The following is a 14,619-nucleotide window of genomic DNA, read 5'->3' on the forward strand; positions in this document are numbered from 1 at the left end:
TATCGAAAAGATATCGGGCGGGTATCAGGTTAGGGTGAACGGAACATTGTCGCTTGGCCGTTGCGAAGAAAAACGGCTTCTGCTGCAAGCTGCGCTGAAACGGGCGAAGCGTGGCAGAGGACGTAACAAGACGAGACACCCAACGCGGTTACCGGGCGCTTTGAGCAACCGGCAAACCGCAACGGCAATCTGCCGCAGGTTTGGAAAACGTCGGTCGGTTTGTTTGATTGCGCGGGTTTTGCGCGATAACCCTCCACCCGTTTGACACTGCGTCAGGCCGCATCCGGCTGCTGCTGGCTGCATTGCCGGCTCTTCGAGTTGTTTGAAGGACGTCGAGCCGCAATGCTGTGCCGCTTAAGCCGCCAGCCGTTGCTTCACGGCGTGTCGAAGTCTGTTCGCATGTGCCCCAAGGCTTGTTGCCCGTCGCGACGCGTTTCGTCGCTGGCCGGCAGCCAGACTCGTCCCAGGCAATTCTCCCCGCCAGAACTCCCGCTCCAGCGTGCTTTGTGACAACACACACAAAAAAGCGCGGCGCGCCCGCCCTCCTGCTTCACGCGACTGACAACCGCGCGAATTCGCTCGATGGGGGCCGGTAGAGCCGCTCTGGAGCCGTCCAATGAAACGCATGCTGTTTAACGCGACGCAGCAAGAAGAACTGCGCGTCGCCATCGTCGATGGGCAAAAACTCATCGACATCGACATCGAAACCGCCGGGCGCGAACAGCGCAAAGGCAATATTTACAAGGGAGTCATTACCCGCATCGAGCCCTCGCTCGAAGCCTGTTTCGTGAACTACGGCGAAGACCGCCACGGTTTCCTGCCGTTCAAGGAAGTCGCCCGCCAGTATTTCAAGGACGGCGTCGACATGCGCTCCGCGCGCATCCAGGACGCGCTGCGCGAAGGCCAGGAACTGATCATCCAGGTCGAAAAGGAAGAGCGCGGCAACAAGGGCGCGGCCCTGACCACGTTCATCTCGCTCGCCGGACGCTACCTCGTTTTGATGCCGAACAACCCGCGTGGCGGTGGTGTATCGCGTCGGATTGAAGGCGACGAGCGCCAGGAATTGCGCGAAACGATGGCCCAGCTCGATTTGCCGGAAGGCATGAGCATCATCGCGCGGACAGCAGGGATCGGCCGTTCGGCTGAGGAACTGCAGTGGGACCTGAATTACCTGATGCAGTTGTGGCGCGCGGTGGAAGCCGCGTCACAAAGCGGCGTGGCCGGCAAGCCGATGCTGATTTATCTCGAATCCAGCCTCGTGATCCGAGCAATCCGCGATTACTTCCAGCCGGATATCGGCGAAATTCTCATCGATACCACCGAAATCCATGACCAGGCCAGCGCCTTCATGGACATCGTGATGCCGGATAACTTGAGCAAAGTTAAGCGCTATCACGACGACGTTCCCCTCTTCTCGCGTTTCCAGATAGAACACCAGATTGAAACCGCGTATTCGCGCACGGTGCCGTTGCCATCGGGCGGCGCGATCGTGATCGACCACACGGAAGCGCTGGTGGCCATCGACGTGAATTCGGCGCGCTCGACGAAGGGCGCGGACATCGAGGAAACGGCGACCCGCACGAACCTCGAAGCCGCCGACGAAGTCGCGCGCCAGTTGCGCCTGCGCGATCTGGGCGGCTTGATCGTGATCGACTTTATCGACATGGAGTCGGCCAAGAGCCAGCGCGAAGTCGAGCAGCGCCTGAAAGACGCGCTCAAGCACGACCGTGCGCGCGTACAAATGGGCAAGATTTCGCGCTTCGGTTTGATGGAACTGTCGCGTCAGCGGCTGCGTCCGGCGCTCTCCGAAGGCAGCCATGTGACGTGCCCGCGTTGTAACGGCACGGGCCATATTCGCGATACCGAATCGTCCGCGCTGCAAGTGCTGCGGATCATTCAGGAAGAAGCAATGAAGGAAAACACCGCGGCAATTCATTGCCAGGTGCCGGTGGAAGTGACCGCCTTCCTGCTGAACGAAAAGCGTTCGGAAATCAACAAGATCGAGTCGCGCTTCAAGGTCAACGTCGTGTTGATCCCGAACAAGCATCTCGAAACGCCGCATTACAAGCTGGAACGCCTGCGTCACGACGATACACGTCTCGACGAACCGCGTGCTTCGTGGAAGATGGCCGAAGAAGCGGCGCACGAGCTGGAATCCGAAACGGGTTACAGCAAGCGCACCGAAGAAATCAAGCCGAAGCAGGAAGCAATGGTCAAGGGCATTACGCCGGCTTCCCCTGCGCCTAGCGCACCGGTGAAGGTGGCTGCGGCTCCGGTCGCGGCTGCGGCTCCGGTAGTGGCTGAGTCGGCAGGCGGCTTTATCGGCTGGCTGAAAAACCTGTTTGGCGTCCAGCCCGAAGTAAAACCGGCGCCCGCGCCGGTCGTCGCGCCCACGCCGGCACGCCCGGCTCGTGGCGAACGGCCAGAACGTTCGGGCCAGGGTGGCGACCGGAATCGCAATCGCCGTGGTGGTGCTGCTTCGCGCGATAGCGCCGCTGCCACTACTGGCGCTGTGGCAAGCGTTCCGGGCACGGCGGGGGGTCGTCAAAACCCGCGCCGCGAGGAACGGGAACCGAAGGAAACGCGTGAACCGCGCGAAGCACGTGAAACCCGCGAGCCACGTGAACCCCGCGAACCGCGTGGTGGGCGTGAGGGCCGCGAGCCGCGTGAAGCACGGGAAGGTCGCGAACCGCGCGAGGCTCGTGAAGGCCGTGAGCCGCGCGAAGTGCGCGAACCCAGGGAGCCGCGTGAACCACGTGAGAACCGTGGTGAACGCCCGCCGGAACGTGCTGAAGCCGCCGATCGCGGTGAACGCCGTGAACGTCCGGAACGGGGCGAACGCCGCAAGCCACAGCCGGAAGCCGCCGTCGAAGCGTTGACGCAAGGCGAAACGGTGGTGTCGGAGTTGACCGAAAACACCCTGTCGGGCCAGGAATCGCAGCAGAACGGCAACGCCGACGCATTGCAGGCCGATCAGGCCAGCGCAGCGCGTGAAGGCGAAGAGCGCCGTCGTCGCCGTCGCGGTCGCCGTGGTGGACGCCGTGATCGTGAAGAAGATGGCGTGACGGCCAATCAGGCTGGCGATACGGCTGAAATCGAAGGCAATGCTGACAGCGAACGGGCTCAAGCCGGTGTGTTCGATACGGATTCGTCGAACGAAGCCGATGACAGCCGCGATTTCGCACCCGTTGTGGCTAAGCCGGTTGAAACGGCTGCTGCAGTTCAGGCGCCCGTGCAAGAACACGCACACGCAGTCTCGGTCGAGCCGGTTTCGGCCGCCGCGATCAGCGTGACGGAGTTGCCGGAACCAGTCCGTGTCGCGGAAGTTGCGCCGGTTGAAGCAGTGCCGGTGGAAGCGAAACGCGCCGAAGCAGAGGGTTTTGTGGTGTCGCATGCCACGCAGGAAGTGCATGGCGCCCAGGAAACCAGCGCAACGGTTGTCGAAGCACCTGCGGTCCACATCTTCGAAAAGCCGGTATCACAGCCGATCGAAAACCCGTTCGGACCGACGCCGAAGGTAGCGGAAGAAAAGGTCGAAAGTCCTTTCGCCGATACCCCGAAGGTAGCGGAACCCGCGCCCGTCGCGGCTCACGCAGCGCCAGAAGCTCAGGTTGCTGAACCGGTGAAAACGGCGCCCGTCGCCGCGACGCCGGAATCGGAGCTGGTTTCGTCGATCGCATCGCCCGCGCCGGTTGTTGCAGAAGTGTCGGCGCCGGTCGAATCCGAGCCGGTGAGGACGTATGAACCGGTGGAAACCGTGGCTCCCGTAGCGGCCGCCCCGGCTGCTCCAGTTGCCCCGGCTGCTCCAGTTGCCCCGGCTGCTCCAGTTGCCCCGGCCGCTCCGGTCGCGGCTGTCGCCCTGAAAGAGGAAGCGCTCAAGCCGATGCTGGATACGGCCGGCCTCGTCTGGGTGAACACCGACGCCGACAAGCTCGCCGCAGCCCGCGAAGCCGCCGCCCAGGCGGAAGCGCCGAAGCGCGTCGTGCGCGAACGCAAGCGCCTGCCGGCGCTGGACGCCGCGCCGATGCAACAAGTGGAAACGGGTAAAGACGCACATTAAACGCGTCTGATGTTTCGAAAAGCGCCACATGACTTCGGTCGGTGGCGCTTTTTTTATTGGACCCGCGACAAATGCCCGTGAAAAGGCGATGGCGAGACGCTTTAAAATCGCCCTTCCGCTAAAATGAATTGTTCGATGTTCATAGCAGCCGCCCTACCGCCGCCGCTGCACGAGAAATAAAACCATCATGTCCCGACGCATCATTCCCGTCACCGATGTCAGCGCGATCCCGGATTTCTCCGGCATCGCAGCGACGCCGCGCGGGCTGCTCACCGACCGGCGGTCGCGTGAGTTGCGCGATCTGCGCATATCGGTGACTGATCGTTGCAATTTTCGTTGCGTGTACTGCATGCCGCGCGAAGTTTTCGATAAAAACCACGCATTTCTGCCGCATAGCGCGCTGCTGTCGTTTGAGGAAATCGAACGGCTGGCGAAGTTGTTCGTCGCGCACGGCGTGGAAAAAATCCGGCTGACCGGCGGCGAACCGCTGTTGCGTAAAAATATCGAATTCCTGATTGAACGGCTGGCACTGCTGCGCACGCCGGAAGGCCGTCCGCTCGATATCACGCTCACCACCAACGGGTCGATCCTTGCCCGCAAGGCGCGCTCGCTGAAAGACGCGGGGTTGTCGCGGGTAACGGTGAGCCTGGACGCGCTCGACGATGCGTTGTTTCGCCGCATGAACGACGCCGATTTCGCGGTCGCCGACGTGCTCGAAGGCATCGAGGCCGCGCACACGGCCGGCCTGGCGCCGCTGAAGGTCAACATGGTGGTCAAGCGTGGCACGAACGACGCCGAAATCGTGCCGATGGCACGCCATTTCAAAGGCAGTGGCGCAGTGCTGCGCTTTATCGAATATATGGACGTGGGTGCGTCGAACGGCTGGAACATGAGCGAAGTGTTGCCGTCGGCGGACGTGGTTGCGCGCATTGCCGAGCATTTTCCGCTGCGGCCGCTCGAAGCCCACAACGACGCCGAGACCGCGCAACGCTGGGGTTACCAGGACGGCAGCGGTGAGATCGGCGTCATTTCGAGCGTGACGCGCGCGTTCTGCAACTCCTGCACGCGTGCCCGCCTCTCTACCGAAGGCAAGCTGTACTTGTGCCTGTTCGCTACATCCGGCCACGACTTGCGCGCACTGATCCGCAGCGGCGCGAGCGACGCTACGGTCGCGACAGCCATCGCCCGGATCTGGGAAGCACGCACCGACCGCTACTCCGAACTTCGCGGCAGCAACGCGTTGCCCGCCGCCGACCCGGACGCGCCGCGCGTCGAAATGTCTTACATCGGCGGCTGACATGGTTGACTTGGCCGATGTCGATATGGCAGGCCCGACCGGCAGTCCTGTCCAGAAGCGCGACATCACCGGCGTGGTGCTGGCGGGCGGACTCGGATCACGCATGGGCGGTATCGATAAAGGCCTGCAACCGCTCGACCTCGAACCGCTTGCGCTCCATGCACTGCGAGCGCTCAAGCCGCAATGCGGCGCAATGCTGATCAGCGCAAATCGCAACCTCGAGATTTACGCGCAGCTTGGCATGCCGTTCCAGGCAAAGGTGATTGTGGATACGTTTCCCGATTTCCCCGGCCCGCTTGCCGGGATATCGGCGGCGTTGCATGCAGCGGAAACGCAATTCGTTCTGTTCGTGCCCTGCGACGCGCCTTTCGTCGATCCTCACCTAGCCGAACGGCTTTTCGAAGGCTTGAGCGCCGGACAAGCGGATATCGCGGTGGCGGTAGTTGTCGATGCCGCGGGCGAACGCCACGCGCACCCGGTTTTCGCGTTGCTGCGCGCGTCGCTGGTGGAGGATCTCGACGCGTTCGTCCTTGCCGGCGAACGCAAGGTCCGCGCGTGGTACGCGCGCCACAAGACGGTCGAAGTGACCTTCGACAACGAGCGTGCGTTTTACAATGTCAACGATTTGCAGCAGCTAGCCGATCTCAATCGCAACTAGCATCGGTTCGTTTCGTTCCTTGCTCAGGTTTGTGGCGAGGCCCTGGCTTGGTCAGCGCCCCGCTTCACAGCGACTATGGCGGCGACTGGGGTAGCGGCTGCGCCAGCATCCACGACACGCCAGCCTTTTTCACCGGGCCGCCCGCGAGCTTTGCATCGCGACTTCCGCTCCGATACACCCATCGATGAACACACCCAGGCACTTTTCGAGCTGCGTCGCCGAGTACGATCCGAACGCGCTGCCCGTCAGCGCGGCGCAGGAGATCGTGCGCCAGTGGGCGTTGCCCCGCGGTCGCGCCGAGGTGGAACGCGTGCGTCTCTTCGACGCACTCGATCGCGTGCTGGCAGAAGATGTCATCTCGCCGATCAATGTTCCTTTGCACGACAACTCGGCCATGGACGGTTATGCGTTCGATGGCTCGACGTTGCCGAATGAAGCGAATGGATCGGATGGAGCAAGCCCGCCGGACGATGAATCGCTTCGCTTGACGGTTGTGGGTACCGCGCTCGCCGGACAGCCGTTCGAAAGGCGTCCGCTCGCCGCGCAATGCGTGCGCATCATGACCGGTGCGCTCATCCCACCCGGCTGCGACACCGTCGTGCCGCAAGAGCTCGTACAGCGCACCGGCGACGCCATCACGTTCGCCTCGGCGCGTATCGTGCGCGGCGCGAATCGGCGGCTCGCGGGGGAAGACCTCGCGCAAGGCCAGCCGGCGTTGCGCAAGGGCCGGATTGTCCGTGCGTCGGATCTTGGTTTGCTTGCGTCGCTGGGTATTGGCGAGGTAGCGGTACAACGGCGCGTGCGTGTCGCGTTTTTTTCAACCGGCGACGAATTGCGTTCCGTTGGTGAAGTGCTGGCGCCGGGTTGCGTCTACGACAGCAACCGCTATACCCTCTTCGCGATGCTGCGCCGGATGAACGTGGAACCGGTGGATCTGGGGATTGTGCGTGACGATCGTGCATCGCTTGAACGGGCATTGCGACAGGCCACGCAGGACGCCGATGTGGTGATCAGTTCAGGCGGCGTGTCTGTAGGGGACGCCGACTTCACGCGTGACCTGATGAACACGCTCGGCGACGTGGCGTTCTGGAAGATCGCGATGCGTCCCGGCCGCCCGCTCGCGTTCGGCCGCCTGTGGTCGGGCAAGCGTCCGGGCGAAGGCGAATCGGCGTTGTTCTTTGGCTTGCCGGGCAATCCGGTTGCCGTGATGGCGACGTTTTATTTTATCGTGCGCGAAGCGCTGCTGGCCATGTCGGGCGCGACGACCTATTCGCTGGCGTTGATATCGGCGACGAGTTCGCAACCGATCAACAAACGCGCCGGGCGTACGGAGTTTCAACGCGGTATTGCACGCCGGGACACCGCCGGGCACTGGCATGTGGTGACAACCGGGCCGCAAGGCTCGGGCGTGCTGAGTTCAATGAGCGAAGCCAATTGCTTCATTGTCCTGAAGCACGACGCAGGGAATATCGATGCGGGCGACAGCGTGGATATCCTGCCATTCGACGGCCTGATCTAGTTCCAAAGGCTCTTCGACAACCTGCTTCAAGAACCTGAACCTCAAGAACCTGGACCGCCGCGCCGTGATCACTTAAGCGGCTATAACCGATGGTTCGAATGCATCGCACTATGACTGACAGGGCTTTTCCTTCATGAAAAAACAGATTTCGTTCATCGCGCCGGGACAAACGGCCAAAGCGCTGATTCTCGTGTACCTGACCTTCAGCGTACCCATCGTGTTGCTCGGCGTACTGGTCGCGTTCTTCCGATACGGCTCAGTCGAGCTGAGCACTGTGACAAGCGCGCTGCTGCTCAATGCGATCCTTGGCTTCATCCTGCTGTGGATTGCGTGCCACGCATACAACTGGGTGGCGTCGCGATTCGGCGGCATTGAGATCGTCTTGTCCGACGCACCGGAAGAGGCGTGATGAGCGCTCAGATCCGACCCGCCGCACCCGCCGATGTCGGCGCGATTTTCAGCCTGATGCTGGAGCTGGCCGAGTTCGAAAAGCTCATGCACATGTTCATCGCGACCGAGGCCGGCGTGCACGACGCGCTCTTCGGCGCGCGGCCGTGTGCTGAAGCCCTGGTGGCCGAAGAGGACGGCCGCATAGTGAGCTACGCGCTGTTCTTCCAGAACTATTCAACCTTTCTCGGCAAGCGCGGGTTGTACCTGGAAGACTTGTACGTGAAGCCGACACTTCGCGGCAGCGGACTCGGCACAAAGATGCTGCGCGCTTTGGCAGCGCTTGCGGTGGAACGCCAGTGCGGCCGCTTCGAATGGACCGTGCTCGACTGGAATCAGAACGCCATTGGCTTCTACGAGAAAATGGGCGCAACCGTGCTGCCCGACTGGCGCATCGTGCGCATCACCGGCGACGCACTGGCTACGCTGGCTTCGCCTGCTGCGGACTAAGCAGCGGGCTCGTCGCCTTCAGCGGGTTCTTCGCGCTCTTCACGTTCATCCCCGAGCAGGTTGGCCACCTGCTCGCCCGGCAATGCTTCCACGTCGCGGAGTTTCTTGCTCATCTGCCGCGTACGCGTTTCCGCCGACTCAATGGAGCGCGTCACCGCCTCAAGCTGCGACCGCGTCTTCGACAGCACTTCGCCAAACTTCCTGAACTCCGTTTTCACCGCGCCGAGCACTTGCCAGACTTCACTGGAACGCTGCTCGATTGCCAGCGTCCTGAAACCCATCTGCAAGCTGTTCAGCAGCGCGGTCAATGTGGTCGGACCTGTCACGCTCACCCGGTATTCGCGCTGCAGAAAATCGGTCAGCCCCGGACGGCGCAAGACTTCCGCATACAGGCCCTCAGTCGGCAGGAACAACAGCGCGAAGTCCGTGGTGTGCGGTGGTGCGACGTACTTCTGTGCGATGACCTTCGCTTCCGCACGAATCCGGCCTTCCAGCGCACGTGACGCTTCCTCGACCGCTGCAACATCGGCGCGATCCTGCGCATCGATCAGACGTTCGTAGTCCTCGCGCGGAAACTTGGCGTCGATAGGAAGCCATACCGGCGTAGCCACCGCATTCGCGCCGCTTTGGCCGGGCGCGTCGTGACGACCGGGCAGCTTGATCGCGAACTCCACGCGATCGTTGCTCTTCGGAATGGTGGCGACATTTTTCGCGTACTGGTCCGCCGTCAACAACTGCTCAAGCAACGATTCGAGCTGCACTTCGCCCCACGTCCCACGCGTCTTGACGTTCGTCAGCACCTTCTTCAAGTCGCCGACGCCCGCCGCCAGCGTCTGCATTTCCCCCAATCCACGATGCACTTGCTCCAGCCGGTCCGACACCAGCTTGAATGATTCGCCAAGCCGTTGTTCCAGCGTGGCGTGCAGCTTTTCGTCGACGGTACGGCGCATTTCTTCGAGCTTCGCCGCGTTATTCGCTTCGATATCCTTCAGCCGCGCTTCGAGCGTTGCGCGCACTTCATTAAGACGTCGGTCATTCGACTCCGACATCTGCGCGAGCTGCAGAGTGAGCGCATCGCCGAAACGCTTCAGCGCCTGGCTTTGTTCGTCGCGTGCGTGCTGGCTTTGCAGCGCGTTGCTTTCCGTCAGCGTGACAAGTTGCCGGGAGAACGCTTCAAGCTGAGTGTTCTGGACGTTCGCCATGCTCGCGAGTTGCGTCGCGAGCGTCTGCTGAAAATGCGCGAACGCCGTGCCCGCCTCCGTACGCGACGCACGGGACGTCTCGGTGACTTCGCCCCGCACGTTGCGTTCGAGCCGCTCCTGACCGCGCGCATGCGCTTCGCCCATATCGATGATCCGATCGGCAAGCGCCTCGAACTGCTCCTCGACATCTGTTCCGCGCTTCGGCCGCAACAACAGCACTAACGTGATCACCAGAGCGATCGCGAGGATGCCGACACCTACGCTTAACAGCAACAACATGGTCATTTCTTCAGGACGTCCGGATTGATCGGGTTCGGCGGACTGCCTGCGCGCGGGCCTTCACCCAACGCGGCGATCAGGTTGTCCGCGGCAAGATTGGCCATGGCGCGGCGCGTGGATTCGGTCGCGCTCGCAATATGCGGCGTCAGCACGACGTTCGACACCGTCAGGAAATCGCGATTGAAATTCGGCTCGCCTTCGAACACGTCGAGTCCCGCCGCCGCGATCGTCTTGTTACGCAACGCCTGGATCAGCGCAGCGTCGTCGACAATCCCGCCACGCGCGATGTTCGTCAACGTCGCCGTAGGTTTCATGCTTGCCAATTCAGCCGCGCCAATGGTGTGGTGATTCTCGGCGGTGTACGGCAGCACCAGCACGACGTGGTCGGCGCGCTTGAGCAAGTCCGCCTTCGATACATACTCCGCGTTCAGTTCCGCCTCGATCTCTGGCGCGACGCGCGAACGGTTGTGATAGATCACGCGCATGTTGAACCCGCGCGCACGCCGGGCGAGCGCCTGGCCAATGCGTCCCATACCCAGCACGCCGAGCGTGGCGCCGCAGACGTCGGTGCCGAGGAACGCGTCGTAGGACCATGTGCCCCACTTGCCCGCGCGCAGGAAGTGCTCCGATTCCGCGATACGCCGTGCCGCGGCCATCATCAGCGCCCAGCCGAAGTCCGCCGTGCTTTCGTTCAATACGTCAGGCGTGTTGGTGCCGAGCACGCCGTACGCGTTCAACGCCTGCATGTCGAAGTTGTTGTAGCCAACCGCCATATTCGACACGACCCTCAGGTTCGGCGCCCCTTCGAGGACCTTCGCCGTGACGGGGTCCCCCGCAAGCAACGCGCCGTCGCGATCAGCCATGCGGCGCGCGAATTCGTCGGGGCTAAGCGGTGCGCCCGGATTGGCATCGACTTCAAAATACTGCCGGAGACGTTCGATCACGTCAGGAAAAATGGGGCGGGCAACCAGGACTCTCTTCATCGACTTCTCCTAAAAGAACAGCCATCCAGTAAGCAGGAACAAGGGCAGCAAGATAACCGCCGACCAGCCAAGATACGCGAAGAATCCCGGCATCACGATGCCGCGCGATTCGGCAATCGCCTTGACCATGAAGTTGGGCGCATTGCCGATATAGCTATTCGCGCCCATGAACACAGCACCGGCCGAGATGGCCGCGAGCGTGGAAGCGCCGGCCGTCATCAACGTGGGGGCGTCGCCGCCGGCAAGATTGAAGAACACGAGATAAGTCGGCGCGTTATCGAGAAACGACGACAGCAGGCCTGTCGCCCAGAAGTACGCAATGTCGATAGGTTTGCCGCTCGCGTCGGTCACCATGTGCACAATTCCGGCGAATGCACCGTCGCCACCCGCGCGCAAGATCATGATCACGGGCGCGATGGTGATGAAGATGGCGGCGAACAACTTCGCGACTTCTTCAATGGGCGCCCAGTTGAACGCGTTGCCGGCGCGCGCGCTTTGCGGTGTGAGCACGAGCGACAAGAGCGTCACCACGACGAGCAGCCCATCGCGCACAGCGTTCTGCAACGCGACGTGCGTACCGAACACATCGAACTCGATGCCCGGTTTCCACAAGCCGCTCATCAAAACCAGCGCGACCACCGCCGCGAGCAAAACGAAATTGATCTTGCCGTCCACGCTCAATGCCGTTTTCACCTCACTCCGATGCACCACTTCTTCCTTGGCAAAATAATAGCGGTCGAGCGCGTAGAAAAGCGCCAGCAGAACCACGCAGATAAAGAGCGTTGGCGCTGCAAGATGCACCGTGGTCCAGAAAAAACTCACACCATTCAGGAAGCCGAGGAACAGCGGTGGATCCCCGAGTGGCGAGAGCGACCCGCCGGCATTGGCTACGAGAAAGATGAAGAACACCACGCGATGCACAACGTGCCTGCAATGTTCATTGGCGCGCAGCAGGGGGCGAATCAGCAGCATGGCCGCGCCCGTCGTCCCCATGATGCTGGCGAGCACCGTGCCAAGCGCAAGCAGCCCGGTATTCAGGCGCGGGGATCCGTGCAGGTCGCCATGCAGGCAGATGCCGCCCGCGACAGTGAACAACGCCGTGAGCAGGATGATGAACGGCACATACTCTTCCAGCATGGCATGCACGAAGCTCGCGAATGCAACCTGCGTACCGAAGCCAAGTGCAAAAGGCACAAGGAACACAAGCGCCCAGGCCGCCGATATCTTGCCGAAATGACGATGCCAGGCATGCGGCGCGATCAGAGGAACGATCGCGATGGACAACAGGATGCCGGCGAACGGAAGTGCCCACAACGGCGACAGCGTGGCGCCATCAAGCGATGCCGCGGAGGCGGTCAACGGCAACAACAGGAGTGCCAGGCCTTGGCATAAACGTCGCCTGCTCATGGACGTGCTCATGCGGAAGCGCCATCGGTTGCTGCTGCGGCCGGAGCACACCGCTGTGAGCTCTGGTCGCTTGAATTCCGGCGAGCGGCCGATGGTTTCATGATGCTGTCCTCGTTGGCCTGTGCGTCGATCAAGGACTTGATTATAACGAGCACCCTCGCTCGAATACCCTCGACCGAACGGCTAACGCCGAGCAGCATCGACCCTCAAAAACGCCTTTGCGGGTTACAGTTCATTCACGGGTTTGGCGATGTCGAACACCTGGCGCAGGTAGGCAAGGTAAGCCTGGTCCTCGCACATGTTCTTGCCGGGGGAATCGGAGAGTTTGGCCACTGGCTGGCCGTTGCAGCGAACCATCTTGATCACGATCTGCAGCGGCTGATAGCCAAGATCGTTGGTCAGGTTGGTGCCCACGCCGAACGCGAGCTGACAGCGGCCGTGGAAACGTTCGTAGAGGCGCAGGACCTTCGGGATATCGAGTGCGTCGGAGAACACTAGCACCTTGGTGCGCGGGTCGCATCGATTCTCCTCGTAGTGACGGATCAGGCGCTCGCCCCAGTCGAACGGGTCGCCGGAGTCGTGGCGGGCGCCGTCGAAGAGCTTGCAGAAGTACATGTCGAAGTCGTTCAGGAACGCCTTCATGCCATAGACGTCGGAGAGCGCAATACCCAGGTCGCCTCGGTACTCCTTCGCCCACATCTCGAAGCCGAAGATCTGCGAATCGCGCAGCCGTGGGCCGAGCGCCTGGCAAGCCTGCAGGTATTCATGCGCCATGGTGCCGAGCGGACGCAAGCCGTGCTTCATCGCGTAGTAGACGTTGCTCGTTCCGGTGAACTGATCGCCCAGGCCTTCCTTCAGCTTGAGGATGACCTCCTCATGCCACTGCTTGGAAAAACGCCGGCGGGTGCCGTAGTCGGCGATCTTGCAGTCGGAGACTTCGGGGCGGCCGCCGAGCAACTGGATCTTGTCGTGCAGGCGGTCGCGGCCGGTTTCGAAGGTCGGGTCGCGTTGCGTGTTGCGGAAATAGACCTCGTTGACAATTGCGAGGATCGGGATCTCGAACAGGATGGTATGCAGCCAGGGACCCACAATATCAATGTCGATCTCGCCGTTCTGCTTGGCGGACGGCTTGATCGTGACGGACTTCTCATTGAGATGAAAGAGCGCGAGGAAGTCGATGAAATCGCTCTTGATGAAGCGCATCCGGCGAAGATATTCGAGTTCCTCTTCCTTGAAGCGCAGATGGCAGAGCTGGCGCACTTCGTCGCGTATCTCATCTATATACGGCACGAGATCGATATCCGGCGTGCGGCAGCGAAACTTGTATTCCGCGTGTGCCGCCGGGAAGTGATGCAGCACGACCTGCATCATCGTGAACTTGTAGAGATCGGTATCGAGCAGCGAATGGATAATCATAGTTCCAGACGAACGGCTAGGAAAACGGGTAAAGGCGCGAGTAAAACCGCCCACAAGCGCGCGGATAGAACCACAACGGGCCCGGCACGCCCCAATGCACTGGCTGCTTTGCCGCCAGCGGCCTTCAATGCATGTTACCCGAAGTGTCCGCCCGGAGCGCCTTACCCACTCTGCCGAAACACGCCGGACAGCGGCGCGGTGAAAGCGCATCGGCGGCCCATAAACAAATCACTAAACGATATAAGACCTTCTGGCCGGGGGTCGCGCTCAAATATACCGGTACGCTACAATATCGGTTTTGGCGCGCAGATTGCGCACAGTCGGGCTATACAGCCCCGAATAGAGACGCTCGGTTGGAGACGCTCTGTAAGAGACGCTCGGTTCGCTGGTTAAACCCCGACGTTCATGTCGCCCTCGCCGCCGCCCCACGAATTTAGTATGCAGGAGCCTGAATGACTCACGTTGTGACCGAAAGCTGCATTAAGTGCCGCTATACCGATTGCGTGGACGTGTGCCCGGTGGATTGCTTCCGCGAAGGTCCCAACTTCCTCTCGATCGATCCGGACGAGTGCATCGACTGCGCCGTTTGCGTCGCCGAATGCCCGGTCAATGCAATCTATGCCGAAGAAGATGTCCCCGGTGATCAACAGCACTTCATTGAACTGAATGCTGAACTGTCGCGCGGCTGGCCGAGCATCACCAAGACCAAGGCGCCGCTACCCGAAGCCGACGAGTTCAAGGACGTGACAGCGAAGCTCGAACTGCTGGTGCGTTAAGCCTGAGGGGCCGCACGTCGTCGCATGCTCAGTAACGCTTCTCTCGTTTGTGACTTTTTGAATTGAGATGAACGCAGGGTGTTGACAGGCTAGATTCTCCTCCATATAATTTCGTTTCTCTGCTG

Annotated in this window: 11 protein-coding genes; 7 read left to right on the plus strand and 4 right to left on the minus strand. The window is 61.5% G+C overall.

What is annotated here, in order from left to right; genetic code table 11:
• The first annotated feature begins 616 nt into the window (after positions 1 to 616).
• The 6 genes from FH08_RS0138555 to FH08_RS0138580 all read left to right on the plus strand — a co-directional run bounded on the left by FH08_RS0138555 (position 617) and on the right by FH08_RS0138580 (position 8,431).
• Positions 617 to 4,060 carry an Rne/Rng family ribonuclease gene (locus FH08_RS0138555; RefSeq protein ID WP_031363458.1) on the plus strand — a complete coding sequence of 1,148 codons (3,444 nt, stop codon included), beginning with the start codon at positions 617 to 619 and terminating at the stop codon, positions 4,058 to 4,060.
• Positions 4,061 to 4,247: 187 nt separating this feature from the next.
• Positions 4,248 to 5,357, plus strand: a complete 1,110-nt coding sequence (gene moaA, locus FH08_RS0138560; RefSeq protein WP_031363459.1) for a GTP 3',8-cyclase MoaA — start codon at positions 4,248 to 4,250, stop codon at positions 5,355 to 5,357.
• Between the two features lies 1 nt (position 5,358).
• Positions 5,359 to 6,015, plus strand: a complete 657-nt coding sequence (gene mobA, locus FH08_RS0138565) for a molybdenum cofactor guanylyltransferase MobA (RefSeq protein ID WP_419178043.1) — start codon at positions 5,359 to 5,361, stop codon at positions 6,013 to 6,015.
• 184 nt (positions 6,016 to 6,199) lie between these two features.
• Entirely contained in the window at positions 6,200 to 7,534 is a 1,335-nt protein-coding gene (gene glp / locus FH08_RS0138570; protein WP_031363461.1) for a gephyrin-like molybdotransferase Glp, read from the plus strand.
• Between the two features lie 133 nt (positions 7,535 to 7,667).
• Positions 7,668 to 7,943, plus strand: coding sequence for a hypothetical protein (locus tag FH08_RS0138575; protein WP_031363462.1), 276 nt, complete (start codon positions 7,668 to 7,670; stop codon positions 7,941 to 7,943).
• Complete coding sequence (locus FH08_RS0138580) at positions 7,943 to 8,431, plus strand: GNAT family N-acetyltransferase (RefSeq protein ID WP_031363463.1); 489 nt, start codon at positions 7,943 to 7,945, stop codon at positions 8,429 to 8,431. Before FH08_RS0138575 ends, FH08_RS0138580 begins: the two co-directional genes overlap by 1 nt.
• Here the strand turns inward: FH08_RS0138580 and FH08_RS0138585 are convergent.
• From FH08_RS0138585 to pncB, 4 genes are all read right to left on the minus strand, one after another.
• Positions 8,428 to 9,912, minus strand: a complete 1,485-nt coding sequence (locus tag FH08_RS0138585) for a DNA recombination protein RmuC (protein WP_419178044.1) — start codon at positions 9,910 to 9,912, stop codon at positions 8,428 to 8,430. The two genes, FH08_RS0138580 and FH08_RS0138585, sit on opposite strands and share 4 nt — an antisense overlap.
• A 2-nt stretch (positions 9,913 to 9,914) precedes the next feature.
• Complete coding sequence (locus FH08_RS0138590; protein ID WP_031363465.1) at positions 9,915 to 10,895, minus strand: 2-hydroxyacid dehydrogenase; 981 nt, start codon at positions 10,893 to 10,895, stop codon at positions 9,915 to 9,917.
• Between the two features lie 9 nt (positions 10,896 to 10,904).
• A complete protein-coding gene (locus tag FH08_RS0138595) occupies positions 10,905 to 12,302 on the minus strand; it encodes a sodium:proton antiporter (RefSeq protein ID WP_031363466.1) in 1,398 nt (465 codons plus the stop codon).
• Between the two features lie 225 nt (positions 12,303 to 12,527).
• Positions 12,528 to 13,718, minus strand: a complete 1,191-nt coding sequence (pncB, locus tag FH08_RS0138605) for a nicotinate phosphoribosyltransferase (RefSeq protein ID WP_031363467.1) — start codon at positions 13,716 to 13,718, stop codon at positions 12,528 to 12,530.
• A 452-nt stretch (positions 13,719 to 14,170) separates the two neighbouring features.
• Here pncB and fdxA point away from each other — a divergent pair, with 452 nt between their 5' ends.
• Entirely contained in the window at positions 14,171 to 14,494 is a 324-nt protein-coding gene (fdxA, locus tag FH08_RS0138610; RefSeq protein ID WP_031363468.1) for a ferredoxin FdxA, read from the plus strand.
• Positions 14,495 to 14,619: the final 125 nt, after the last annotated feature.

It is taken from the genome of Caballeronia sordidicola (genome assembly GCF_000729995.1).
In the GTDB taxonomy this organism is placed as follows: Bacteria; Pseudomonadota; Gammaproteobacteria; order Burkholderiales; family Burkholderiaceae; genus Caballeronia; species Caballeronia sordidicola_A.